Annotated in this window: 20 protein-coding genes; 7 read left to right on the top strand and 13 right to left on the bottom strand. The window is 70.5% G+C overall.

The window, feature by feature from the left end; all coding sequences use genetic code 11:
- Positions 1-97 precede the first annotated feature (97 nt).
- From AB0M56_RS15725 to AB0M56_RS15710, 4 genes are all read left to right on the top strand, one after another.
- Positions 98-538, top strand: coding sequence for an Hsp20/alpha crystallin family protein (locus tag AB0M56_RS15725; RefSeq protein ID WP_364175906.1), 441 nt, complete (start codon positions 98-100; stop codon positions 536-538).
- 84 nt (positions 539-622) lie between these two features.
- Positions 623-1,048, top strand: coding sequence for a DUF6292 family protein (locus tag AB0M56_RS15720; protein ID WP_364175903.1), 426 nt, complete (start codon positions 623-625; stop codon positions 1,046-1,048).
- Complete coding sequence (locus AB0M56_RS15715; protein ID WP_364175900.1) at positions 1,045-1,500, top strand: hypothetical protein; 456 nt, start codon at positions 1,045-1,047, stop codon at positions 1,498-1,500. Before AB0M56_RS15720 ends, AB0M56_RS15715 begins: the two co-directional genes overlap by 4 nt.
- Before the next feature lie 228 nt (positions 1,501-1,728).
- On the top strand, positions 1,729-1,881 hold the full coding sequence (locus tag AB0M56_RS15710; protein WP_364175898.1) for a hypothetical protein: 153 nt from the start codon (positions 1,729-1,731) through the stop codon (positions 1,879-1,881).
- A gap of 161 nt (positions 1,882-2,042) precedes the next feature.
- Here the strand turns inward: AB0M56_RS15710 and AB0M56_RS15705 are convergent, their stop codons facing one another.
- The 6 genes from AB0M56_RS15705 to AB0M56_RS15680 are packed head-to-tail and all read right to left on the bottom strand — an operon-like array spanning position 2,043 to position 11,100.
- Positions 2,043-3,791 (bottom strand): glycoside hydrolase family 15 protein, encoded by a 1,749-nt coding sequence (locus AB0M56_RS15705; protein ID WP_364175895.1) that lies wholly within the window; start codon positions 3,789-3,791, stop codon positions 2,043-2,045.
- A complete protein-coding gene (locus AB0M56_RS15700; RefSeq protein ID WP_364175892.1) occupies positions 3,788-4,798 on the bottom strand; it encodes an SDR family oxidoreductase in 1,011 nt (336 codons plus the stop codon). Before AB0M56_RS15700 ends, AB0M56_RS15705 begins: the two co-directional genes overlap by 4 nt.
- Positions 4,799-4,815: 17 nt before the next feature.
- Positions 4,816-5,127 (bottom strand): hypothetical protein, encoded by a 312-nt coding sequence (locus AB0M56_RS15695; protein ID WP_364175889.1) that lies wholly within the window; start codon positions 5,125-5,127, stop codon positions 4,816-4,818.
- The gene (locus tag AB0M56_RS15690) at positions 5,124-8,192 is read right to left on the bottom strand and encodes an FAD-binding and (Fe-S)-binding domain-containing protein (protein ID WP_364175886.1); all 3,069 of its coding nucleotides are present in this window, start codon (positions 8,190-8,192) and stop codon (positions 5,124-5,126) included. Before AB0M56_RS15690 ends, AB0M56_RS15695 begins: the two co-directional genes overlap by 4 nt.
- Positions 8,193-8,206: 14 nt before the next feature.
- Entirely contained in the window at positions 8,207-9,307 is a 1,101-nt protein-coding gene (locus tag AB0M56_RS15685; protein WP_364175884.1) for an enolase C-terminal domain-like protein, read from the bottom strand.
- The gene (locus AB0M56_RS15680) at positions 9,304-11,100 is read right to left on the bottom strand and encodes a thiamine pyrophosphate-requiring protein (protein ID WP_364175882.1); all 1,797 of its coding nucleotides are present in this window, start codon (positions 11,098-11,100) and stop codon (positions 9,304-9,306) included. Before AB0M56_RS15680 ends, AB0M56_RS15685 begins: the two co-directional genes overlap by 4 nt.
- A gap of 128 nt (positions 11,101-11,228) precedes the next feature.
- Here AB0M56_RS15680 and AB0M56_RS15675 point away from each other — a divergent pair, with 128 nt between their 5' ends.
- Entirely contained in the window at positions 11,229-11,630 is a 402-nt protein-coding gene (locus tag AB0M56_RS15675; protein ID WP_364175879.1) for a MarR family transcriptional regulator, read from the top strand.
- 10 nt (positions 11,631-11,640) lie between these two features.
- Positions 11,641-12,003, top strand: a complete 363-nt coding sequence (locus AB0M56_RS15670; protein ID WP_364175876.1) for a DUF2188 domain-containing protein — start codon at positions 11,641-11,643, stop codon at positions 12,001-12,003.
- Here the strand turns inward: AB0M56_RS15670 and AB0M56_RS15665 are convergent.
- On the bottom strand, positions 11,995-12,630 hold the full coding sequence (locus AB0M56_RS15665) for a GAF and ANTAR domain-containing protein (protein WP_364175873.1): 636 nt from the start codon (positions 12,628-12,630) through the stop codon (positions 11,995-11,997). The two genes, AB0M56_RS15670 and AB0M56_RS15665, sit on opposite strands and share 9 nt — an antisense overlap.
- Positions 12,631-12,977: 347 nt before the next feature.
- Positions 12,978-14,924, bottom strand: a complete 1,947-nt coding sequence (gene ligD / locus AB0M56_RS15660; protein ID WP_364176412.1) for a DNA ligase D — start codon at positions 14,922-14,924, stop codon at positions 12,978-12,980.
- Positions 14,925-15,255: 331 nt separating this feature from the next.
- Between ligD and AB0M56_RS15655 the strand changes: the two genes are divergently transcribed.
- Positions 15,256-16,530, top strand: coding sequence for a flavin-dependent oxidoreductase (locus AB0M56_RS15655; RefSeq protein WP_364175870.1), 1,275 nt, complete (start codon positions 15,256-15,258; stop codon positions 16,528-16,530).
- Positions 16,531-16,534: 4 nt separating this feature from the next.
- Here AB0M56_RS15655 and AB0M56_RS15650 read toward each other — a convergent pair whose 3' ends face one another.
- The 5 genes from AB0M56_RS15650 to AB0M56_RS15630 all read right to left on the bottom strand — a co-directional run bounded on the left by AB0M56_RS15650 (position 16,535) and on the right by AB0M56_RS15630 (position 23,810).
- The gene (locus AB0M56_RS15650) at positions 16,535-17,011 is read right to left on the bottom strand and encodes a cupin domain-containing protein (protein ID WP_364175867.1); all 477 of its coding nucleotides are present in this window, start codon (positions 17,009-17,011) and stop codon (positions 16,535-16,537) included.
- Positions 17,012-17,088: 77 nt separating this feature from the next.
- A complete protein-coding gene (locus AB0M56_RS15645; protein ID WP_364175864.1) occupies positions 17,089-19,812 on the bottom strand; it encodes a BTAD domain-containing putative transcriptional regulator in 2,724 nt (907 codons plus the stop codon).
- A 204-nt stretch (positions 19,813-20,016) separates the two neighbouring features.
- The gene (locus tag AB0M56_RS15640) at positions 20,017-22,821 is read right to left on the bottom strand and encodes a glycoside hydrolase family 2 TIM barrel-domain containing protein (RefSeq protein WP_364175861.1); all 2,805 of its coding nucleotides are present in this window, start codon (positions 22,819-22,821) and stop codon (positions 20,017-20,019) included.
- 144 nt (positions 22,822-22,965) lie between these two features.
- Positions 22,966-23,097, bottom strand: a complete 132-nt coding sequence (locus AB0M56_RS15635) for a hypothetical protein (protein WP_364175858.1) — start codon at positions 23,095-23,097, stop codon at positions 22,966-22,968.
- A gap of 20 nt (positions 23,098-23,117) precedes the next feature.
- Positions 23,118-23,810, bottom strand: coding sequence for a CHAT domain-containing protein (locus AB0M56_RS15630; RefSeq protein WP_364175856.1), 693 nt, complete (start codon positions 23,808-23,810; stop codon positions 23,118-23,120).
- Positions 23,811-23,841 lie beyond the last annotated feature (31 nt).

Below are 23,841 nucleotides of genomic sequence, written 5' to 3'. Positions count from 1 at the left end.
CAACCTTCCGATGACTCAGCACTTGTCAACTATCCGATGACATGTTAGAACAGTTCTGCGCGTTGACAAACCCGACGACCTCAGGAGGTGGAGCCCGATGTTGATGCGCACCGATCCGTTCCGCGAGTTCGACCGGCTCACGCAGCAGTTGCTGGGCAGCGCTTCGCCGGGCACGTGGTCCCGGCCCGCCGCGATGCCGATGGACGCCTTCCGCGACGGCGACGAGTTCGTGGCCTGTTTCGACCTCCCCGGCGTCGACGCCGACGCGATCGAGCTGGAGGTGGAGCGCAACGTGCTGACCGTCAAGGCGGAGCGGCGCCCGCTGCCCACCGGCGACGACGCGCGGATGCAGGTCTCCGAGCGGCCCTACGGCGTGTTCTCCCGCCAGCTGCTGCTCGGCGACGGCCTCGACACCACGAAGATCTCCGCGGGGTACGAGGCCGGCGTGCTGACGGTGCGGATTCCCGTCGCCGCGACCGCGCAGCCACGCCGCATCTCCGTGAGCGCCGGTACCGACCGCAAGGAGATCACCACCTGACCGATCACCGGATGAACCGCTGATACCGGGAGGGCCGGGCCGCGCGGCCCGGCCCTCCCGTCTCGGAGAAAGGACCCGGCTCCCGTGACCGCATCGCTCGACGTTTCGACCGGCCACCACCCCGCCGCCCCCGCGCTGACCGCCTATCTGCGTGCCGTGACCGCCGAACTTGGCGTCGGCCTCGAGTCCTGCACGCTCGACCACGCCACACCGCTGTCGGCTTACCTCGCGCTCGACCAGCGCCACCCGTCCTATCCGGACCGAGATTTCGCTCTGCTGTGGGATGAGGAACGCGGCTGGGCCGCCGCGATCGAGACCCACTCCGGCGAAGATCTCATCGTCGTGCGCCACCTCGGAACCACCGTGGCGCCGTGGCCGGCCGAGGTGGCCCGGTTCGTCGCCGCCGTGCTCGCCGACGACCACACGCTCGGCACGCCCGATCCGGTGCGGCTGCGGAGCGCGGGTCGCGCCGATGAACTCGCCACCCTGCTGAGTGGGAGGGCACGGTGACGTTCTCCCTGCCCGAAAGCTTCGCTCTGACGCTGCGCGGCTATGACCGCGCGCAGGTCGACGACCGGCTCGCCGAGCTGCACGAGGAACTGCGCCTGATCACAGTCGACCGCGACGCCGCGCAGTCGCAGGCCGAGGTGCTCGCCGACCGGCTGGCGCAGGCGCGCGCCGAGATCTCCGTGCTGCGCAGGCAGATCGACCGGCTGTGCCGCACGCCCGGCGACCCCGCCGTGCTCGGCGGCAAGGTGAGCCGACTGCTCGCCCTCGCACATGCGGAAGCCGACGACGTCGTCCTCGCCGCCCGGCAACGTGCGGCCGCGCTGCGCGCCGAAGCCGACGCGGCCGTCCGGCGGACCGAGGCGCAGCTGCGGGACATCGACACCGTGCTCGCGCAGGCGGAGTCCGTGCTGGGTCAAGAACCGGGTGAGAAGCCACACGCCGTCGCCGCTTGAGTGTCCGAAGTGGACTCCAAAGCTGAGCGGTTGCAGACTGCGGTCATCCAGGCCGAGTGTTCGAGGAGCCGTGGGCCGGTGCTGGGTCGCGAATCGCGGCGCTGTTCGACGGCCGCGGCCGGGCCCCGCCGGCAGGACTCTCCCCCCGGCCTGCCTGCAGGGCGGCACGACGGATCGCGAACGCTGCTCCAGGGCCGGCGCTCCGCTTGCGAAAAATACGATGAGTGCTTGAGGGAGGCCTTCCACGGAAAACTGAGCCACCTCGGTGAAGAGCTACTGGGCAGGTTCGCCCTCACCGTCGAGGCGATGCGCCGGGCGAGCAGCACGCTGTTCCGGCCGAACTCGAATCCGCGTGCGAGGCAGATGGAGCTGTCGCCGTGAGCATGGCGGATCGGCTCGCCGAGCTGATCGGCAGTCGCATTGCTCGCGCGCTTCTGTGAACGCTTCGGCGACCAAGCCGTGTCGGTTGCGAAACGGGGCTGCGTCTGATCGTGCAGCCGTTCTCGTGGCGGCCCGATCACGCGGACGGGCGGCGAACGTCCTCACGACAGCGGTTCGTGCGCCAGGCGGTGGGAGGTTTCGAGCAGGAGGGCGTGGACGAACGCCTGCGGCAGGTTTCCGCGCAGCTGACGTTGGCGCACGTCGTACTCCTCGGCCAGCAGGCCCGGCGGGCCGCAGGCGGCGCGGGTGCGTTCGAACCACCGGAACGCGCCGACGCCGTCCCCTTGGTGCCAGCGGGCGAGGGCCATCACGAACCCGCACAACAGGAACGCCCCTTCGGCCTCGCCGAGTGGGCAATCGTCAGGGGCGAAGCGGTAGACGTAGCCGTCTTCGCACAGGTCGGCGTGGACGGCGTCAAGGGTGGCGATCGTGCGCGGATCGGTGGCGGGCAAGGCGCCGCGCACCGGCGGTAGCAACAGTGCGGCGTCGGTGCCGGCCAGTCCGGGCGCGCGCTGCCAGGCACCCCGATGGTCGGTGCAGCGGCGAGCCGTCTCGGCGAGCAGCCGGTCGGCAAGGCCGGACAGCTCTGCCGCGGATGCCGCGGACCGCTGCGCGGCGAGGGCGCGAAGCCCGGCGACGCAGGTGAGGCGGGAGTGGGTCCACCAGTCGTTGTGCAATTCCCACACGCCGGCTTCGCATTGGTCCCAGCGGCGGGTGATGAGATCGACGCAGAGGTCGGCCGCGCGTTCGGCATCGGGGGTGAGCCGGTCGTGGCGGGCCGCGGCGGCGTAGAGCTGCAGCAGTTCACCGAGGGTGTCGAGCTGGAACTGGCCGCGCACGTGATTGCCGGCGATCGGGTTCCCACCCGGGTAGCCCGGCAGGCGCAGCGGGGTTTCCTCCGGTGGTGGCCGGCCGTCGGTGCGATAGGCGGGCAGGAGCCTGTCGCCGTGTTCGAGCAAGCGCGCGGAGGTGAACGCGACGGCGTCGTCGAGCAGCGGGTGGCCTTCGGTGACGGAGGCGGCGAGCCCGGCGTAGCACTGGTCGCGCAGCCAGACGTAGCGGTAGTCGTAGTTGCGCCCGGCTTCGGCGCGTTCGGGCAGGCCGAGGGTGGCGGCGGCGACCATGCCGCCGGCGGCCGTGGTCAGGCCGCGCAGCACCGCGTACGTGTGCCGGGCATCGCGCGGTGCGACGGTGTCCTCGAGCCGCGGCACGGCCTGGTGCCAGGTGTGCTCGGTCGCCGCCCACAGTGCATTCGGGTCGGTGGGGTCGGGCAGGTGATCGGGGCTGATTTCGAGGACGAGGTCGTGAGTGGTTCCGCCCGGCAGGTCGACGTCCAGGAGCAGCCGGCCCTCGTCGTCGGGTCGCGCGGCGTGCGCCCCTCGCCATCGGAGGCGCAGGTCGCCGGTGCGGGCGGTCCACACGCCGTCGTCGCCCAGGGAGAGTTCACGCATCGAGCGGCCGCCGAAGCCGTCGCGCAGGTCGAGCTGTACCCGTACGCTGACGTCGCGTTCCACGGCTTCGATCCGCCGCAGCAGCACGACCCGGCGCGGGTCGGCGGGATAGGCGAGCGCTTCACGGCATTCGACGACCGTGTTCGTGGTGACCCACCGGTTGTGCCAGATCAGCGTGCCCGGTTCGTAGTAGCCGCCCCACACGCACGGGCCGGCCGGGCTGACGGAGTAGCTTCCGCGGCCGCCGACGAGCGTGGACAGCACGGCGCTGTCGGCCCATCCGGGCGCGCACAACCAGGCGATGTCGCCCCGGGGGCCGCACAACGCGCCGCGTTCGCCGTCGGCCAACAGCGCGTACTCGCGCAGGACGTGCGGCGGAAAGTCGAGCCAGTCGCTCATGCCCGGGTCCGCCGCCACACCCCGGCCGCCGTCGCCGCGAGCGCGCCGCCCGCCGCGGCGAGCAGCCCGTGGTGCCGGCTGGCCCAGAGCTGGACGGTGCGAGGCGCGGCCCGGTCGTCGAACTCGCCGTGGGCGCCGAAGTCGTGGCCGTGCGGTCCGTCGGCCGGCTGCCACAAGTTGGCGGGCTGGTCGGCGGGTGCGGGTTGCTTCGTCTGCTGCGACTTGAGCCCGGTCTTCGCGAGGTACCAGTCGAGGACTCCTGGGGCGAGGGCGTTCGCGAGGAGGGTGCCGACGGTGCTGGCGCCGACCCAGTATTCGCGTCGGCGCGGGTGGTCGGCTGCGTAAAGGACCGCGTCGGCGGCGACCTCGGGCTGGTAGATGGGTGGCACCGGTTGGGCGTGGCGTGGCAGGCGGGAGAGCACCCAGGTGAACTGGGGGGTGTTGACGGCGGGCATCTGCACCATCGTCACGCGCACGCCGCTGTGCTCGGCGAGCAGTTCGCAGCGCAGTGCTTCGTTGAAGCCCTGGATGGCGTGTTTCGCGCCGCAGTAGGCGCTCTGCAGCGGGATTCCGCGGTAGGCGAGCGTGGAGCCGACCTGCACGATGGTGCCGTGGTCGCGGGGTTTCATGTGGTTGAGCGCGGCCATGGTGCCGTGCACGTATCCGAGGTAGCTGACCTCGGTGACCCGGCGGAACTCCTCGGGCCGGATGTCGGAGAACCGCGCGAAGACCGACGTGAACGCGACGTTCACCCACGTGTCGATCGGCCCGAGCTCCTGCTCCACCCGCTTGGCCGCCGCGGCCACCTGGTCGTAGTCGGCGACGTCCACTTCGAGGGGCAACGAGGTGCCGCCCTCGCGCCGGACGTCCTCGGCGGCCGCGCTCAGTCCCTTGCGACCGCGGGCCATCAGTGCGACTTTGCAGTGCCGCGCACCGAATGCGCGGGCGACCGCCCGCCCGATGCCACCACTGGCACCGGTCACGACCACTACAGGGTTGTCAGACATGGGGATCCTCCGTTCAGTCACTTGCTCGCGGTCCGGGACGCGGCCGCCCATGCCGCCGCTGTCACCGCGCCGGCGGCCGCCGGCCCTCGCCACCGCCTCGATACCCCGGCGAGCCCGAGCATGCTCAGACTGTGGGCGCAGTCGACGAGCCACGCCCGCCGCGTGGCGGCGCTGTGCGGCCACCTCAGCGTCACCGCTGCCTGGACCACGTGCCGCACCCCCAACGCGGCGAGTACCGCGGCCGCTTGGTCCTCCTCGACGACTCTCGCCACCGCGAGCAACGCCGTGCCCCATCCGGCCCGCGCCACCGCCACGGCCCGGGTGTTCATCGCGTCCTCGCCCGGCGGGCCACCGCGCCTCCCGCCGCGCCCAGCGCGAGCCCTGCGGCCAGTGCCGCTGCGCGCCTGCGTCGCCGAGGCGGCTCCGGAGGCTGGTCGAGGCCCGACGCGAGCAGCTGGGCGAGATGTGTCCCTTCACGGCCGCCGGTGTCGAGTTCGTGGAGCTGGGTGCGGCAGCTGAAGCCGTCGGCGAGCACGACGGTGCCGGTCTCGGCGTCGCGGACCCGGGGGAGCAACACCCGTTCCGCGCAGGCTTCGCTGACCGCACGATGCCCCTTCTGGAAGCCGAAGTTCCCCGCAAGGCCGCAGCAGCCGGAGTCGAGCTGTTCCGCGTCGACGCCGGCGGCCTCGAGCAGACGCCGGTCGGCGTCCCAGCCCAATACCGCGTGCTGGTGGCAGTGGACCTGGGCGAGCGCCTTCGCGTCGAGGCGCGGCGGGCGGTAGCCGGGAGAGTGTTCGGTGAGCAGCTCGGCCAGGGTCACGGTCTGGTTCCGCAGCCGCCGGACGTCCTGGTCGCCCGGGAAAAGATCCACCGCGTCGGAGCGGAAGACCGCGGTGCAGCTGGGTTCCACGCCGACAACGAGCCCTCCGTCGCGCAAGTGCGACACCAGCTCCCGGACGGTTCGCTGCAGGATGTGCTTCGCGACGCCGAGCTGGCCGGTGGAGACCCAGGTGAGCCCGCAGCACACGGGCGTCGCCGGCATCGTCACCCGCCACCCGGCGTCCTCCAGCACGCGAACCGCGGCTCGCCCGACGTCGGGGTGGAAGTGGTTGGTGAACGAGTCCGGCCACAGCAGGACCGTGCCGCGCGCACCATCGCCGGACGGGCGGCGCCGGGCGAACCACTGCTGCAGAGTTTTCCCGGCGAACGCCGGGATCTCGCGGTGCTCGACGCCGGCCGCGAGGGTCGCCAGCCGCGCGAGGCCGGGAGCGTGCGTGAACGCGTTGACGAGCTTCCCGGCTCGTAGCCGACCGACGACCTGGGCGAGCGCGGGCAGGCAGCCCATCGTGAAGTCCGAACGAGGCCGGCGCCACGGGCGGCCCTTGTAGTGGTGGGCAAGGAACTCGGCTTTGTACGTCGCCATGTCCACATTGGCCGGACAGTCGGTCTTGCAGCCCTTGCACGCCAGGCACAGGTCGAGGGCGTCGCGCACCTCGGTCGAGCGCCAGCCGTCGTTGATCGGACTGTCGCCGTGGCCGTGGAGCATCTCGAAGAGCAAGCGGGCCCGGCCTCGCGTGGAGTGCTCTTCCTCGCCGGTGACCTGGTAGGACGGGCACATCACGTCGCCGGAGGACGTGTCGTGCTGGCGGCAGCGGCCGACCCCGACGCAGCGGTTGGCGGCCTGGGCGAAGGAGCCGCCGTCGTCGGGGAAACGGAAGTAGAGGTCCTGGGGGTCTGCCGGAGACCAGGTGCCGCCGAGGCGCAGGTTCTCGTCGAGGAGGTAGGGCGCGACGACCTTGCCGGGGTTCATCCGGTCGTCCGGGTCGAAGATCCCTTTGAGCCGGCCGAACGCGGTGACGAGCTCAGTGCCGAACATCTTCGGCAGCAGCTCGCCGCGCGACTGGCCGTCACCGTGCTCACCGGACAACGAGCCGCCCAGCCCGGCGACCAGGTCGGCCGCGCGGTGCATGAACCGGCGGTAGGTCGCCACGCCGTCGGCGGTGTAGAGGTCGAACGGGATCCGCGTGTGGACACAGCCCTGTCCGAAGTGGCCGTACAGGCTGGGGCCGGTGTCGCTGGCGTAACCGAATTCCTCGTACAGCGCGGTCAGCTTTCGCAGGTACTCGCCGAGCCGCTCGGGCGCGACCGCCGAATCCTCCCAGCCCTCGAACGTGTCGGCCTTGCCCGGGACGTGCGCCGTCGCTCCGAGGCCCGCTTCACGCACCTGCCACAGCTCGTTCTCGCGCGCCGGGTCGTCGAGGAAGGCGACGTCGGCTTCGTGCTCGGTGTCGTGCAACGCTTCCAGCATTCCGTGGGCCCGGTGTTCGACTTCCTCGCGGGTCTTGCCACCGAACTGGACCATGAGGAACGCGCGGCCCGCCGGCATCTCGGCGAGCGCTTGCGGGTTCATGTCCTTGAGTTGCTGGTCGCAGATCAGCTTGTGGTCCACGCCTTCCAGCGCGATCGGCTCGTGCGGCAGGATCTTCGGCACGGCATCGGCGGCGGTGGCGACGTCGGGGTAGCCGAGCACGACGAGCGTCCGCTCAGGCAGCACTGGCACCAGCTTCAGCTCCGCACGCAGCACGGTGACCAAAGTCGACTCCGACCCGACGAGCAGGCCTGCGACGTCGAAGCCGTGCTCCGGCAACAGGGAATCGAGGTTGTAGCCGGACACGCGCCGCGGGATGTCGGGGAAACGGCGGCGGATCTGCTCGGCGTACTCGTCGCGCAGGCGGCGCAGCTGCCGGTAGACCGCGGCACGCGGATCGCCGCGGCGTTCGATCTCGGCGTACTCCTCGTCGGTTGTCCTGCCGCACCAGAACCGGGTTCCGTCGGCGAGCAGGACCTCCAGCGCCGCGATGTTGTCCACGACCTTGCCGGTGCGCTGAGCCGTGGCGCCGCAGGAGTTGTTGCCGATCATGCCGCCGAGCGTGCAGTTCATGTGCGTGGCCGGTTCCGGGCCGAACCGCAGCCCGGTGCCGGCGAGTTGCCGGTTCAGCTCGTCGAGAACGATCCCCGGCTGCACCACGCACGTGCGCGCCGCTTCGTCCACCGACTCCAGCTTCGTGCAGTACTTCGACCAGTCGAGCACGATCGCGGTGTTGGTGCACTGGCCGGCGAGGCTCGTGCCGCCGCCGCGCGAGAGCACCGGCGCCCCGAATTCACGGGCGATCGCCAGCGCTTCGACCGCGTCGTCCGGCGACCGTGGCACCACCACACCCAGCGGCACCTGGCGGAAGTTCGACGCGTCGGTCGAATACGCGGCGCGGGTTCCGTCGTCGAACCGCACCTCGCCGCGCCCGCGCCCGCGCAACGCCGTCGCGAGCGCGGTCAGGTCGACGTCCGGCACAGGGGGGTGGTGGGCAACGGGATCGGGCAGGTCCACTCGGGTCATCGCGGGGTCCTCCTTCAGGCCGGGTACTCGGCCGCGACGTCGGCCCGCAGCGCCAGGCCGTGGCCGGCGGCGGCCGGCGACGGGGTGACGGTGCCGCCCGCGGGGTCGAGGCAGCCGTCGAAGAGCAGGTTTTCGAGGCGGTCGTGGTCGGCGAACCACTCGATGTGCCGGAAGTTCGGCGTCGCCGCGGCCGCGTGCGCGGACAGGTTCGGCGCGCAGTGGGCGGACACCTCGCGGTTCGCGGCGGCCGCGAGGGCGGCGGCGCGGCGCCATTCGGTGTAGCCGCCACACCGCGTGACGTCGATCTGCAGGCAGTCGACGGCGGGCATCAGCCGCGCGAAGCACGGCAGGTCGTAGCCGTACTCGCCGGCGGCGATGTCGGGCCCGCCGGGCGTGCGCAAGCTCGCGAGCCCGGCGAGATCGTCGCTGGACACGGGTTCCTCGAACCAAGTGACGTCCGCGTCCCGCAGCGGTTGCAGCAGCCGGCGCGCCTGGCCCACGGAGTAGGCGCCGTTGGCGTCCACGAACAAGGCGGCAGCGCTGCCGAGGACGTAACGCGCGAGCTGCACCCGCTTCAGGTCCTTCTCGACGCGGGTGCCCCACGCCTCCCCGATCTTGATCTTCACGCGCGGGATCCGCTGCCGTACCGCCCAGTCTTCAAGCTGATCGGCGAGCTCCTCGTCGGTCATGGTGGTGAACCCGCCACTGCCGTAAACGGCGACGTTGTCGTGGACGCGCCCGAGCAGCCGGCTCAGCGGCACGTCCAGTGCTCGCGCCGACGCGTCCCACAACGCGATGTCCACCGCGGACAGCGCGCAAGAGACCAGACCCGCCCGGCCGAGGTTGCGGATCGCGCGCTGCATCGCCGCCCAGCACGCCGGGACGTTGGCCACCGGCGCCCCGAGGACGGCGGGCGCGAGCGTCCGCTCGATCAGTGGCGCGCACGCGGCGTCGGCGTAGGTCCAGCCGAGGCCGCGCACGGGGCCGGCCTGGATGTGGGCCACGACGATCGTGGTGCTGTCCCACTCGAGCGTGCCGTCGGCCTCCGGCGTCTCGGTCGGCACGCGATAGGCCCGGGCCGTGATCTGCTCGACGGCGGGCGAGCAGCGCGTCACTTGTCCCGCCGGCCCGGGAGGAACTCCTGCACCTTGGTCTTCACGCCCTGCACCACGAGGTGCATCGCGTCGGGGTCACCCTTGAGCACGGCCTCGGTGGCGGACTTCATCTGCTCGAACGTGGCGTGCGGCGGGATCGGCGGCACCTCGGGATCGCAGCGAACGTCGAGGACCGCGGGCTTGTCCGCGGTGAGCACGGTGTCCCAGGCGGCGCCGAGCTGCCCCGGCCTGTCCACGGTGACCGCGGTCAGCCCGAGCGACAGCGCGAAGCCGGCGTAGTCGACGTCGGGCAGGCTCTGCGATTCCTCGAACTTCGGAGCCCCGCCCATCGCGCGCAGCTCCCACGTGACCTGGTTGAGATCGTTGTTGTGGAAAACGCAGATCACGCAACGCGGGTCGGTCCACAGGTGCCGGTAGCGGGCGATGGTGATGAGCTCGGCGAGGCCGTTCATTTGCATGGCGCCGTCGCCGACCAGCGCGATCACCGGCCGGTCGGGGTACGCGAACTTGGCGCCGATGGCGTAGGGCACACCCGGTCCCATCGTGGCGAGGGTGCCCGACAGGGAACTTCGGACGTTGCCGCGGATGCGGAGGTTGCGGGCGTACCAGTTGGTGGAGGAGCCGGAGTCGGCGGTGATGATCGCGTTGTCCGGGAGCCGGCGTGACAGCTCGGAGACGATCGTCATCGGGTTGACGGGCTCGGCGTCGACGGCGGCTTCGCGGTCGACGGTGTCCCACCACGACGCGACGTTCTTCTCGATCTTCTTGCGCCACGAGCGGTCTTCCCGGCTCGCCAGCTTGGGCAGCAGCGCGCGCAGGGTCGCGCCGGCGTCACCGACGAGGTTGACTTCGGTGGGGTAGCGCATCCCGATCAACCGGCCGTCGAGGTCGATCTGCACGGCTCGGGCCTGGCCGAAGTCCGGGAGGAATTGCGAGTACGGGAAGTTCGAGCCGACGATCAGCAGGGTGTCGCAGTCGCGCATCAGCTCATAGCTCGGACGGGTGCCGAGCAGGCCGATGGCGCCGGTGACCCACGGCAGGTCGTCGGGCAGCACATCCTTGCCCAGCAGCGCTTTCGCCACCCCGGCCCCGGTCACCTCCGCGATCTGCCGGACTTCGGCCGCCGCGCCGCGGGCGCCTTGGCCGACCAAGATGGCGACCTTTTCACCCGCGTTGAGCACCTCGGCGGCGGCGTCGAGGTCGGCTTCTGGCGGCACCGGCCGTGGCCACGAGGTGCTCGGCGGGCTCGAGGGCACCTGTTTGAACGCGTGCTGCGGCGGCGAGTACGGCTCTTCCTGCAGGTCGGCCGGGATGATGAGCGCGGTGGGGCAGCGGCCCGCGATCGCGGTGCGGAACGCGCGGTCCAGCGCGTTGGGGAGTTGCTCGGCCACGTTGACCTCGACGAGGTACTCGCTCGCGACGTCCTTGTACAGCGTCTGCAGGTCGACTTCCTGCTGATAGCTGCCGCCCATGGCGCTGCGCGCGGTCTGTCCGACGATGGCCACCACGGGCACGTGGTCGAGTTTCGCGTCGTAAAGCCCGTTGAGCAGGTGGATCGCCCCCGGACCGGACGTCGCCAGGCAGACTCCCGGGCGACCGCTGAACTTCGCGTAGCCGACCGCCGCGAACGCGGCCATCTCCTCGTGGCGCGCCTGCACGAACCGTGGGTGGTTGTCCGCCTTCCCGAACGAGGCGACGATGCCGTTGATCCCGTCGCCTGGATACGCGAACACCTGCTCGACGTCCCACTCGCGCAGCCGCTGCAGCAGGTAGTCGCCGACGGTCTGGGTCATGACAGCTCCTCGTCATTGCGTCTTTTCACGCCTCTGAGGTCGCTGTACCCGCTTTCCGGCCTTACCATACTTGCGTGACGCAAAATTCTTCGCCGGATTCCGGTGCCGCGCTAGCCGCCCTGCGGGCGATGGTGGCGATCGCGGACTCCAGCGTCGAGAACGTGACTGGGCAGCTGACTCTTACGCAGTTCCGTGCGCTGCGCGTGGCAGCCGAACGCACGCCGGTCACGATGGGCCGGGTTGCCGAGGAGCTGACGATGAACCCGTCAACGGTCACCCGGGCGTGTGACCGGCTGGTTTCTCTGGGGCTGCTCCAGAAAGCACCGAACCCACTGAACAAGCGCGAGACGCTCCTCGCTCCGACTGCGAAAGGCCGCCAACTCGTCGATCGCGTCGACGAGGAACGCCGTCGGGTGCTGAATTCGGTGCTGGACCAGCTGGAGGCGGGGGAGCGCTCGGTGGTGGTCTACGCGCTCGCCCGCTTCGCCGAAGCCACCGGTTGGATCAAGACAGTTGCGGTGCGCAAATGAACGGCCGCCAATGCGGTGGCAGTGCCGCAGTTCAGGCGGAGGGTCGTCCAGCGGTAGAACGTGTGGTCGCCGGCGTGGCGGGTATCCACCTGGCGATCTCGGCGAGCGGGAGGATCGGGCGATGGCGGACGGGGTGGAGACCTACTTCGAGACCGGGTTGTGGAAGAACCGCCTGGAGGGCAATGTGCGGGCCTCCAACACGGCCAGGACCGCGGGCGACGCGGAAAAGACCGGGCGTCCCATGGCGAAGGCGCGAAAGGGCGTCCATGTGGTGCGTGACGAGTACGGGGTCGTCGTCCGCCGGTCGCGGCCGGTCAGATTTCGCGGCGGTGGTCGACCAGCCAGGTGGCGATCTCGTGGAGCTTCATGTTGAGGATTCGACGAGCATGCGGAACGCCTGCACGGCGTCGATGTCGTGGCGTTGCATGAGGATGCCTTTGGCCATGCCGATCACGTCGCGGGATTCGATCGCGGCGTGCAGTTGTGCTTCGGTCTGGGCGCCGACGAGCGCGACGGCGGCGTGGGTGGCGAACACCTGGCCTTCCTGCTCGGTGGTGTCGCTGAACGCGTTGAGGCGCGTGGAGTAGAGGTTCAGGGCGCCGAGGGTGTCGTCGTTGACGAACATCCGGTAGGACAGCATGGATCGGATACCGGCCTTGGCTGCCTCGGGGGTGAACGCCGGCCAGCGAGTTTCGTCGAGCAGGTTGCTGGTGCGAAAGATCTCATGCTGGGCGATCGCGTCCAGGCACGGGCCTTCGCCGGTGCGGTACTGGATCTCGTCGACCGTGTTCACGACCTCGCTGGTCGGGGCGACGGTCCGGACCTGCCCGCTTTCGACCAGGGAAATCCCGGCGTGCTCGGCACCGGCGATGTGGTCCACCGCGGCCTTCACGATCGCGGCGACGGTCGAGCCGACGTCCGGTTCGGCCTGCAAGGTCCGCGCGAGCGCCCCCAGTACGCTGCTCAGGCTCTCGGGTGCGGGATGGTCGGGGTGGGACACGGACGCCTCCTCCTACGTCAGTGGTTCTCCCATGGTAATTACCCGCCGACCCGCTGTGCGTATCGCGCTCCGACCAGGATCGACACCGTGTCCTGGCCCACCTGGGCGAGCCCCGCACAAGGACAGCTGGTGCCGCTGATATGCCGTGATCAGGTTCCCCGGTCAGCCTCGTTCGTCAGGGAGGACTTCAAGGTCGGAGAGACCGTCCGGATCACGGGCAAACCATGACCGGCGACGTCGGCACCGTCGTTCACTTCGACGACAAGCGTCCAGAACTGCTTTTCGGCTACCGAGCTGGAAAAGGTGTGCGGTTGACGCCGTGTCGCCGGCCTGGCCGCGGCGAGTCGCTAACCGGCGGGGAGCGGCGGGTGGTGCTCGTCGAGGTCGGCGAGGAGGTCGCCGAGGTCGCTCACGCGGTCGAGGACGTTGTCGGCAGTGAAGGTGAGCTGGGCGGGTTCACGGCAGGCGTGGACTTCGTCCCAGGTGACCGGTGTGGAGACGGTCGGGTGTTCGCGCCCGCGTAGGGAGTAGGGGGCGATGGTGGTCTTGGCGGGGTTGTTCTGGCTCCAGTCGATGAACACCCGTCCGGTTCGTGCGGCTTTGGCCATGACGGTGGTGACTGTGTCCGGGGTCTGCTGGGCCAAGAGCTGCGCGACTCGTTTCGCGTAGGCGGAGGGGGCTTTCGCATCGGTGGTGCTGATGGCGGCGTAGAGCTGCATGCCCTTCGACCCGGAGGTTTTGGGGTAGGGCTGCAGGCCCTCGGCGACGAGGACGTCGTGCAGGCGTTCGGCGACGCGGCAGCATTCGACGAGGGAGGCGCCGGGTCCGGGGTCGAGGTCGAACACCAGCCGGTCGGGCAGCCCATGGCCGCCGGCGTCGACCTTCCATTGTGGAACGTGGAGTTCCAGCGCGGCGAGGTTTGCCGCCCATACCAGGCCGGGCAGATCGTCGATGAGCGGGTAATGGATGGTTTTGCCCGGGGCGCGTGAACCGCTGCTGGGCAGCTCCGCGGTGCGCAGCCACGGGGGAGCGCCCCGAGGGACGTTTTTCTCGAACCATTGCTGGCTTTCGACGCCGTCGGGCCAGCGGACGAAGGTGATCGGCCGGTCCTTCAGATGGGGCAGCAGCAGGGGGGCGATTTGGCTGTAGAAGTGGATTACCTCGCTTTTGGTGAACCCGTCAGCCGGATACAGGACTTTGTCCAGGTTGGACAGTGTGAGCCGTCGGTGCTCCACCTGCACGGTGACGCGCTCGCCGAGATCGATGGGCGCTGCCGCGGGTTCCTGGAGCGGCTTCGGGCTCGCGGAAAGAGGGCGAGTGGGAGCGGGAACGAGCACGGCGGAGAGGGGCTTGTCGGTGCGCAGGCCGCGCCACGCGGTGTGCCGCAGCCGGCCGGCACCGCGGGTGAACTGCCGGTAGACGACCTCGCCAACGAGCTGCGGAGTTACCCATCGGGCGCGCACGGTGTCTTCGCGGGGCGGTGTCGCGGCGAAGGGGTGGGTGCGCTGTTCAAGGGGCTTGAGCAGTTCCTGGAGCCGGGCGCGTTCCTTCGTCGAGAACCCGGTGCCGACGTCGCCGATGTAGACGAGGTCGCCGGTTTGCGGGTCATGCGCGCCGAGCAGCAGTCCGCCGAGGATGCCGGAGAAGCTGCGCTGGCCAGGTCGCCAGCCGCAGACGATTCCTTCGGCGGTTTGGATCAAGGGATGCTTGAGCCAGGTGTCGGTGCGGTGTCCGGGCTGGTAGGTGGAGGTCTTGAGCTTGGCGATCAGTCCTTCCAGGCCGTCTGCGGCGACGCGGTCGAGGAGGGCTTGCGGGGTGAGCCGGTCGGCGGTCAGCTCGTCGAAGGTGAACGCCGGCACGACCGCGAGGCGGAACGGGTCCGGCATCGGCAGCCCGGTGAGCAACCGTCGGCGTGTCTCGTAGGGCTGGTCCAGCAGTGCCTGGCCGCCGAGCTGCAGCACGTCGAAGGCGAGGAACCGCGGGGGCACGAGTGACGCTTTGGGCTGGCGCTGGAACTGGCCCCGGCGTTGCTGCAGCAGCTCGAAATCAACCTGGCCGGCCTCGTTGTAGACCACGACCTCGCCGTCGAGCACCACTGCCTCGCCGTCCAGTGCGGTACCGAACACGGAGGTCAGCTCGGAGAACTCTGCCGTCATGTCCTTGTCATTGCGGCTGGTGAGCGCCGTCGTCCCATCGGGCGCCACCCGCAGACAGCAGCGGTAGCCGTCGAGCTTGTGCTCGTAGACCCACTGCGGACCCGACGGAAGCCGGCCACCGTCGGGCTTGGCGAGCATGGGGTCGACCCACGCCGGCACTCGGGATCTCGCGTTGCGGGCTACCGGCGTCACGACAGCCTCCCCTCGGCGCTGGGGGCGCGGGTGGGCACACTGAGTGAGTGCCTGTGTCGACGGTAACCCGCTTGGCGTAACTCCGCAGAGTCTGCGCAGGTCACGGCGATGTTTGAGGCCGCCAACTGTTCGGAATTCACCGCCGTAGCCGCCGGGCGGCGAGCTCGCGATGCGGCCGCAGCCGACGGCTTTGCAGCGGGCTGCCCGCGCGACTCGGCGCCGACCCGCCACCGCACCACCACCGCTCGGGGGGTGGTGCGGATCTCCCGTCTCCGTGATGCTGGCCCTTGACGTCGGAGCAGGGGAGGTGGCCGTGAAGGTCGTCATCGTCGGAGCTGGGATCGGGGGGCTGACCGCGGCGTTGCGGCTGCACCACGAGGGCATCGAGTGCGTCGTCCACGAGCAGAGCGAGCGGGTCTCCGAGCTGGGTGTCGGGATCAACGCCTTGCCCCACGCGGTCAAGGAGCTCGCGGCGCTGGGGCTGCTCGACACGCTGGACGAAGTCGGGATCCGTACCCGAGAGCTGTTCTACACCCACCGGCTCGGGCAGGTGATCCTGCGCCGGCCGTGCGGGCTCGACGCGGGCTTCACGCTTCCCCAGTTCTGCCTGCACCGGGGCCGGCTGCAGGGCATGTTGCTGCGCGCGGTCCGGGACCGGCTCGGCCCCGACGCGGTGCAGACCGGGCACCGGCTGACCGGGTTCGACCAGGACGCCCACGGCGTCCGCGCGCATTTCGCCGACCGGCGAAGCGGCACGGAGGTCACGGTTCCCGGCGACGTCCTGGTGGCGGCCGACGGAATCCACTCGGCTGTGCGGTCGCTGCTGTTCCCGGCGGAGGGCCCGCCCCGCTGGAACGGCGTCCTGATGTGGCGCGGCGCCACCGACTGGCCGGAGTTCGGCGGCGGACGGTCGATGATCGTCGCCGGCGGCACCGCGGCGAAGCTGGTGATCTACCCGATCGCCCCGGGCCGGAGCACGGGCACCCGGCTCACCAACTGGGCCGTCTGCATCCGCACCGGGCAGCCCGGTGCCGCCCCGCCGGAGCGGCAGGACTGGGCCAAACCCGGCGACCGGGCCGAGCTCGCCCGCTACCTCGGGCAGTTCCGGTCGCCGGTGGTCGACCACGTCGCGCTGGTCGAGGCCACCGAGGAGATCTTCGAGTTCCCGATGTGCGACCGCGACCCGCTGCCCGCCTGGTCGCACGGACGCGTGACGCTGCTCGGCGACGCAGCCCACCCCATGTACCCGATGGGGTCCAACGGCGCCGGCCAAGCGATTCTCGACGCCACCAGTCTCGGCCACAACCTGGCGCGCCACGCCGATCCCGCCGAGGCACTCGCGGCGTACGAGGCCGATCGCCTCGCGGCCACCGGCGAGATCGTGCTCCGCAACCGCCAGGGCGGGCCGGAGAACGTGATCGACGAGGTCGAACGCCGTGCTCCGGACGGCTTTTCCCGCCTCGAAGACGTGATCGACGCGGCGACGCTCGAGACGATCGTCACCGGCTACGCGCAGGCTTCGGGGGGCTCGCAGCAGCAGGTGAACAAGTGAGGGTTCAGGCGCCCTCCACCGAACCCGGCGGCAGGAAGTCGACGTCGTGCAGCGCCGATAGCCGGACGACCTCGGCCGGGTCCTCGAGGTTGTGCAGCTTGTCGAACAGTTCGGCGAGCCGTCCGGCCGGGCTCACCCAGAACAGTCCGCGGGTGATGCCTTCGCTGCGGTTGTAGTACGCGTGGGGCAGGCCCTTGGGCATCCGGACCGTGTCGCCGGGGCCCGCGGTTTCCCAGGCGCCGTCGAGGTAGAGGGTGAACACGCCTTCCAGGATGTAGATGTGCTCGTCCTGCGTCGGGTGCACGTGCGGCGGGACGCCGGTTCCGGGCGGGTCGAGGGTCTCGAACGCGAAGCTCGATTCGCTGGCCGCCTTCATGGAGTAGGTGTGCCCGAGCACGTTCCACACCTTGTTGCGCATACCCTCCTGGGCGAGCGTGATCCCCTTCGGTAGGGGACCGAGCACGATTTCCTCGCCGGTCATGACACCTCCTGGCCGATGGTTGCCTCAGCTACGCACTCTGCGCCACCCCCGTCCCGATGTACAGCCGCCGGAGGGACCTACCGGTCGTGCTCGGCCGCCGCCAGCCGCTCCTGCACGCGGGCGTGGCGGAACTGGTAGACACCACCGGCCTGCCGCAGGACACCGCGGCGGTGGGCGTCGTCGAGGAAGTGCATGAGCCGCCAGGGAAGCCGGCCGGTCGCGGCGAGCCAGAGGTGGTGGACGAAGTAGTTCCCCCACGCGCGCGTCACCAGCACCGCCAGGCCGATGCCCGCGCCGAAACACACACCGACCACGAACGGCAGCACCGGGTCCGTCGCCGGAGGGAACACCTGGCCACCGGCGATCGCGCCCGCGAGGCCGTAGCACACAGCGGCGACGCCACGGGCCATGAAGAACCCGAACAACGCTCCCGCCAGCCCGCCGGCGATCGCGAGTGCCAGGTCGAACCGGCCGCCCAGCACCGGCAGGAACCGTGTCTGGGCGGTGAACGCGAACGCGATCCCGTCGAACAGCCCCCCGGACACCAGGAACGAGACGGACAGCGCGATCGCACCGGTCCGTTCGTTGCGCAGGATCGTCGTCGGGCTCGACACCCGGCTGGCGTCGACGGGTTTCGCGAGCCATACGTGCACCGCGAACACCACGCCGAACACGAGCGCCAGGAAGACGACCAGCCCGGGGGCCAGCGACCAGCCCAGGCCGAGCGCGACGCCCACCACGGCGCCGACCGCGAACCGGCCGGCGAACTTGCCCGCGGCGCCGGCGAAACGCAGTTCGGTGCGCAGGGGCTCCGGCGGGCGCCCGAAGCGGTGGGTCAGGTAACCGGCGCCGCCGAACGAGAGGGCGTAGATCGCGGCCAGCGCCGGCCCGTCGGACAACCAGCCGGTGGCGAGGAAGAGCAGCGCGATCAGCACACCGACGAGTCCGGCCCGGGTCCCGGCGGGAAGCGCCCGGTGCAGCTGCCACCAGGCCAGGTCGCGGCTGCAGGCCCGCTCGAGGTGCCGGGCCAGGAAACCCAGCCAGCGATTCGCCTGTGCTGCCGTGTACCGCCCGGACGGGCTGGTCTTCGGATTCCGCCCCGGCGGCTGTGGGACCTGCGCGTAGGCGTGGGGGAGGAACGAGTCGAGCAACTGCGCTTCCAGCGCCGCCGCGTCTTCCGCGGCGAGCAGCTCTGCGGGATCCTCGCCGGGGCGGCCGTAGGCGATCCGCGCGAGGTCGACCATCAACGGTGTCCGCAGCACGCGCCCCAGCGGCCCGTCGGGGTCCCGGCGCAGCCGCTCGGCCACGGGACGCCAGCGGTCGGACCCGGCGCTTTCCCGCGCGGACAGGTAGGTGACCGCCTCCTGGCGGCTGACGGGTTCGAGCCGCACCACGGTGGCCGAGCTCATCACGGTGCCCGACTCGCGCGTCACTTGCTCGTACTCGGCGGAGCGGCAGGTCAGGACCAGTGAGCGGCCCACGGCCATGGTCTGGTCCAGTGCGTCGAGCGCCGCGACGCGCAAGTCGGCCGGCATCTCGTCGAGCCCGTCGAGGACGGGGACCACGTGGCCGCCGAGGACGAGCCGGGTGGGCGCGTCGGGCCCGTACTCGCGGGCGTTGAGCAGGGCCGGGTGGTTGTCGGCGAGCCGCCCCGCCAGCCATCGGTCGAGGTGATCGCGGCGCGGGTCCCACGAAGCCAGCGACACCAGGACCGGTACCGGGGCGCCCGGGGACCGGGTGCGTAGCAGCTCCAGCGTCAGCACCAGGGCGAGCACCGACTTTCCGGAGCCGGGGTCGCCGAGCACGACCAGCTGCCGCACGGGCAGCTCCGAGTAGGTCTCCGCGATGTTGTCGAGATCGCCCCGCAGCGCCGGCTTTCCCGGTCGCGCGCGGGCCGACCACCGCAGGGTGATCGGCTGCGGCCGGTGCAGGGAACGCAGCTCGGCTTCGGCCCGCCACTGCCACGTGACGGCTTCGGCCAGCTCCGTGACCGCACGGCCGAAGTGGTGATCCGGCGCGGATTCCGGCTCGGGCTCGGGGACGGGGGTGACGGCAACCGCGGCGGCGGGCGTGGCGTCGGCCAGGATCTGCTCGTGGAGCCGGCGCAGGTCGGGGTTCGGGTCCACGCCGAGCTCGTCGGCCAGCCGCCGGCGCAGGCCGTGGAACAGCGTCGAGGCCTCGGCGTAGCGGCCTTCCTCCGCGAGCGCGCGCATCAGGAGCAGGTGGGGCGATTCGCGCAACGGGTGCTCACCGCAGAACGCGGTCAGCTCGCGGACCACCTCGCCCGTTTCGCCGAGCCGCAGCTGCCATTCCGCGCAGAGCTCGACGGCGTCGGCGCGCTGTTCGTCGAGCAGCGCGGCCCGGCCGGCCAGCGTGGGCGTCCGCAGCCCGTCGAGCGCCGGGCCACGCCAGAGGGCGAGCGCGCCGCGGATCTCCTCGACGGCGTCGACGAGCTTCACCTGCCCGGCGAGCCCGCGCGCCGTCGCGACGTGGCGGCGGAACCGGAGTGAGTCGAGGTCGTCGGCGTCGGTCTGCAGGCGGTACCCGGGCCCGTCGGTGACGATCATCCCGGCGGTCTCACCGAGCCGGCCCCGCAGCGCGGAAACACAGTTGCGCACCTGCTTCACCGCCGTCGTCGGTGGCTCGTCCTCCCACAGCGCGTCGATCATGCGCTCCACCGGCACGACCGAATTGGGACTGAGCAGAAGGGCGGCGAGCGCCCGCTGCTGACGCGGGCTGGCCAGCACGACCCGGTCCCCGTACGCCCGCACTTCCAGCGTCCCGAGAATCCGGAACCTCATGCACATCCCCCCTCGGTCTCAAGGCTAGCGCCCGGCGCCTGATCCGAAACGCACAGGTCGGAGCCGCGGATGTCGACGCGAGGACGAAACGAGGACGGCGTCGGCAACTCTGGGGACACGGCGAAGGAGGGGGAACGCCGGGGGAGACCCGGTGGCGGGCGCGTCGTTTTGGGGGTCGCGCCCACCACCGGGACCGTCGGACGGTTACCGGCCGAAGGTGTTCTTCGGCGGGTGGGTCGACAACGCCGCCTGGTTGAAGGTGACCGCCACGCCGCGACCCCGCAGCCGCGAGGCGCGCTGATCGATCTTCCAGCCGTCGATCCGGACGCCCACGGTCCGGTGCCGGGTCTGCTCGTCGGTCAGCCGCACCCGCACGGAACTCGACTCGCCGCCCGCCAGGTTCAGGTAGTTGTCGCTGAAGGTGGCCGGAAGCACGCGTTCGCCGGTCCGGGTGTCGTATACCTGGAGGTGCACCATCAGCGCCACGGCTTCGCCGGTGTTCTCGACGTCCACCGTCAGCTCGAGGCCGTCGTGCCCATGGTCCGCGTCGGCCGTGACGGAGACGGCGGCGGCGGGAGCGTCGTCCAGGCTCGTGAATCCCGCGGGCCGGGCCGGGTTCTCGAGCCAGTAGAAGTTGCGGACCAGTTCCGCGCCGCGCGAATCTTCGAACACGAGCCGGACGAAGGCGATGTCGGAGGGCGCGCCGTTCAGCTGCTCGGCGATGCTGCCGATCACGGTGTGGTCGGACGCCGTCGCCTCGCCGACGCGCAAGGACGTGCTCGCGAACTCCGCGCCGGTCAAGTCGTAGAGCGTCGCGGCGACGGTGCCCTTCACCGTCGTCCGGGTGTGGTTGGCGATGACGACGTCGAGGGTCTGGCTGTCGAGGATCACGTTGACTCGGCGGCACGCGTGCTGCACCGCGTAGAACGACGAGTGCGCCTCGAGGTCGTGGCTGTACATCTGCCAGACGAAGCTGGGCTGCGCCGGGTTGGTCATCCACATGATGACGCCGGTGCGCGGGTACGGCTTGCCCGGCGCGGCACTGGCCATGTTCGCGGCGTGCGCCTCGTAGATCGCCTTGATGCACTCGTAGTTCATCAGCTGGGACTTGCGGGCGAAGTCCGGGAGGTTGCGCAGTTCGCCGTAGCGCTGGGCGGTGAGCTGGAGGTACCCCGCGCCGCCGCCGTTGCCGCCGTTGCCGTTGACGTCGCGATCGGCCCAGAAATCGTCCGGGTGCTCCCACGACGCTTCCGGGAGCATCTTCTTGATGAACTCCAGCGTCGGGATCGAGTACGAGCCCACCTCGTTGTGGAACGGCGGCCAGCGCGTGCCGTCGTTGAGGGAGAAGTGGGTGCTCGGGGTGACCCAGTGGTATGGTCCGCCCGAGCTGTACCCGCCGATGGGGTCCTTGCCGGTGTCGCCGGCCGAGCTGGTCAGCGAGGCGCGCTTGGGGTCCAGCTCGGCGACCAGCGCGTCCAGGCCGTCGATGAGCGGCTGAGGCGGCGGGCCTTCGTTGCCGCCGCACCACAGCAGGATCGACGGGTGGTTGCGGAACCGCACGATGCAGTCGCGGATGTTGTCCAGGTCGCGGGCGAAGTTCTCCGGCGGCGGGCCTTCGGTCGAGCAGAAGAAGTCCTGCCAGACGAGGATGCCGAACTCGTCGCACGCGTCGAAGAAATCTTCCGTGCTGCTCTGGCCGTTCCAGTTCCGGATCAGGTTGAGGTTGGCGTCGCGGTGCAGCCGCACCTGATCGCGCAGGCGTTCGCGCGGGATGCGCTTGAGCGCTTCGTCCAGGCCCCAGTTGCCGCCCATCACCATGATCGGCTGGTTGTTGACGGTGATCGCCAGGCAGTCGACCGGCGAACCGGACGGTGACTGGATCGGCTTGGTGTACTCGATCCGCCGGACGCCGAAGTCCACCGTCCGCTCGTCATGGACCTGACCACCGGCCTCGACGGCGATCGTCAGCCGGTAGCGGTGGGGGTCGCCGTACCCGTTGGGCCACCACAGCTTCGGGCGGCTCAACCGCAGCGCCGCGATGTCCTTCGACGTCAGCGTGAACGAGGACGCGCCGGCCGCCGCGGTCACGGTCTTCTCGAAGTCGCGACCATCGAGGGATCCCTTCACCACCACGGTTTTCGACGTGCCGAACGCGCTGTCGAGGCCGAGGTCGATCGTGATGTCGGCCGTGCGCAGGTCGGCCGAGAGCGTGGGGTCCACGCGCACGTCGGCCAGCCGGACCGGACCGGTGGTGGACCAGGTGACCGGCTGCCAGATGCCGAGGTCCCGGTCGGGGATGGTGGGCAGCCAGTCCCAGCCCGCCGTGCAGAAGAACGTCGGCCCGTTCTCCAAGGTGATCCCGGTTTTGCCGCCGTTGCGCCCGCCGCGGGTCACACCACTGGCGTAGCTCGGCAGCGACGGCTGTTCGGAGTGGTCCAGCTTGCCCACGAGCACCGCGAGGTGCGCCGTGCCGTCCGCCTTCGCGACGATGTCCGTGACGTCGAAGACGCCGCGCTTGAACGCGCCCTCGACGGTGCCGACCTCTGCGCCGTCGAGCCAGATGGTGCCGAGGTAGTTGATGCCGTCGAACTGGAGCCAGAACCGCTGGCCCGGCACCAGCCGTGGCACGGGGAACGCGACCCGGTACCAGTAGCCGGTGTCCTTGAGCGTGTCCGGGACCGTGTCGGTCACGATGTGGCCGTAGAGCGGATCGGGGTACTCGCCGTTGGCGATCATGCTGGTGAGCGGTGTTCCCGGCACCACGGCCGGCGTCAACCCGGCGACTTGCCGCCCGCTGGCCAGCTGCGCCCCGGTCACCGGCGTACCGTCGGCAGCCGCGAAGCTCCAGCCGCCGGTGATCTCACGCCTGTCGACGCGCAGCGGTTGGCCGCCCGCGGGCCCGCCGGGGACCGCACCGGCGACGCCGCTCAACCCGAACGCCCCGAGCACACTCCCACCGGCGACGGCGATTCCACCGGACAGGAAACTTCTGCGATTCACCTGGGTCACGTCGCTCCCGATGCGTTGTTGACAACGTTGTCAGTCGTGTTGCGAATTCCATCGTCGACAGACGGTGGTCGTCTGTCAAGCGACCTTGGGAGGGTTGTGGGCGTCGAATTCTGCAGGGCCGAGCCGCGGCCTCGTGGCGTCAGCTCACGGTTTGACCCGCGCTCGCGCGCTCGCCTGCTTGACACTGAGAACTGTTTGCAGGTAATCGGCGATGGCATTCCTGTTCCAAGCCAGGAATTCGATGCGTTCGGAAAGCATCGCCTGTTCGAATTGCATTGTGATGATCATTTCCGGTGTCACATCGGGCGGGTAAATCGTTTCCGGTTTGTCAGGAACGGCAAGTGGATGTGCGCGGCCCAGCGGGTCGGCACGGCGAGGTAGGCGTCCCTCGTCCGGCGCAGCGTCTCGGTCAGTGCCGAGGCGGCTTGTGTGGTGTCCGGGGGTCGGGTGCCGCGCGCGGTGGGTTTCGCGTACACGGTTTCGGCGGTCTCGGTGCTGTCGGCGGTGTGCCAATGGGTGCCGATGACGCCGCGGAAGCCGGCGAGGTGGAATGCCGAGGCGAGGTTCAGCGGTTCGTCCAGCAGCGTCGGATCGGGTCCCGCGGTGTCGCACGCGGAGAGGAAGGCAAGCTGCGCGTTGGTGGTGCGCAGGTTGCGGACGAACGTCGGCACGAACAACCTGTTTCCCTTGCTGAGCACCAGTCCGCCGACGTCCGGGTGCTCGGTTGCGGCGACTGCCCGGCCGTGGCAGGCGAAGTGCGCGATCGGGTGATCGTGGAGGCCCGCTTCGATGGCGTCCGCGGTGGCCGCCGAGTCGATGAGCACCGTCGAACCGGGCAGGAATGCGGCCACGGCCTCGGCCTCGGCTCGTGCGCTCGGCAGGGGCGGGCCGTCTTTGGGCTCGCGGCACGAAGGAATACAGCGACCCGGCCGCGTGCGCGGCGATGATCGACGAAGCGTGGGCCAAGCTGCACTGAGGGTGCCGCACATCCGCCGCTCGGGTACGCACTCTGGTCAACTC

Source organism: Amycolatopsis sp. NPDC051372, from assembly GCF_040682095.1.
Lineage (GTDB): Bacteria > Actinomycetota > Actinomycetes > Mycobacteriales > Pseudonocardiaceae > Amycolatopsis.
The sequence above is the reverse complement of the archived record's forward strand: the minus strand, read 5'-3'. Positions and strand labels throughout refer to the sequence as shown.

Bases quoted from the DNA above. Each gene is read 5' to 3' on its own strand.
- AB0M56_RS15725 (WP_364175906.1), top strand. From the start codon at position 98: ATGTTGATGCGCACCGATCCGTTCCGCGAGTTCGACCGGCTCACGCAG.
- AB0M56_RS15705 (WP_364175895.1), bottom strand. From the start codon at position 3,791: ATGAGCGACTGGCTCGACTTTCCGCCGCACGTCCTGCGCGAGTACGCG.
- AB0M56_RS15700 (WP_364175892.1), bottom strand. From the start codon at position 4,798: ATGTCTGACAACCCTGTAGTGGTCGTGACCGGTGCCAGTGGTGGCATC.
- AB0M56_RS15695 (WP_364175889.1), bottom strand. From the start codon at position 5,127: ATGAACACCCGGGCCGTGGCGGTGGCGCGGGCCGGATGGGGCACGGCG.
- AB0M56_RS15690 (WP_364175886.1), bottom strand. From the start codon at position 8,192: ATGACCCGAGTGGACCTGCCCGATCCCGTTGCCCACCACCCCCCTGTG.
- AB0M56_RS15680 (WP_364175882.1), bottom strand. From the start codon at position 11,100: ATGACCCAGACCGTCGGCGACTACCTGCTGCAGCGGCTGCGCGAGTGG.
- AB0M56_RS15675 (WP_364175879.1), top strand. From the start codon at position 11,229: ATGGTGGCGATCGCGGACTCCAGCGTCGAGAACGTGACTGGGCAGCTG.
- AB0M56_RS15670 (WP_364175876.1), top strand. From the start codon at position 11,641: ATGCGGTGGCAGTGCCGCAGTTCAGGCGGAGGGTCGTCCAGCGGTAGA.
- ligD (WP_364176412.1), bottom strand. From the start codon at position 14,924: ATGCTCGCCAAGCCCGACGGTGGCCGGCTTCCGTCGGGTCCGCAGTGG.
- AB0M56_RS15655 (WP_364175870.1), top strand. From the start codon at position 15,256: ATGCTGGCCCTTGACGTCGGAGCAGGGGAGGTGGCCGTGAAGGTCGTC.
- AB0M56_RS15650 (WP_364175867.1), bottom strand. From the start codon at position 17,011: ATGACCGGCGAGGAAATCGTGCTCGGTCCCCTACCGAAGGGGATCACG.
- AB0M56_RS15645 (WP_364175864.1), bottom strand. From the start codon at position 19,812: ATGAGGTTCCGGATTCTCGGGACGCTGGAAGTGCGGGCGTACGGGGAC.
- AB0M56_RS15635 (WP_364175858.1), bottom strand. From the start codon at position 23,097: ATGCAATTCGAACAGGCGATGCTTTCCGAACGCATCGAATTCCTGGCT.
- AB0M56_RS15630 (WP_364175856.1), bottom strand. From the start codon at position 23,810: ATGTGCGGCACCCTCAGTGCAGCTTGGCCCACGCTTCGTCGATCATCG.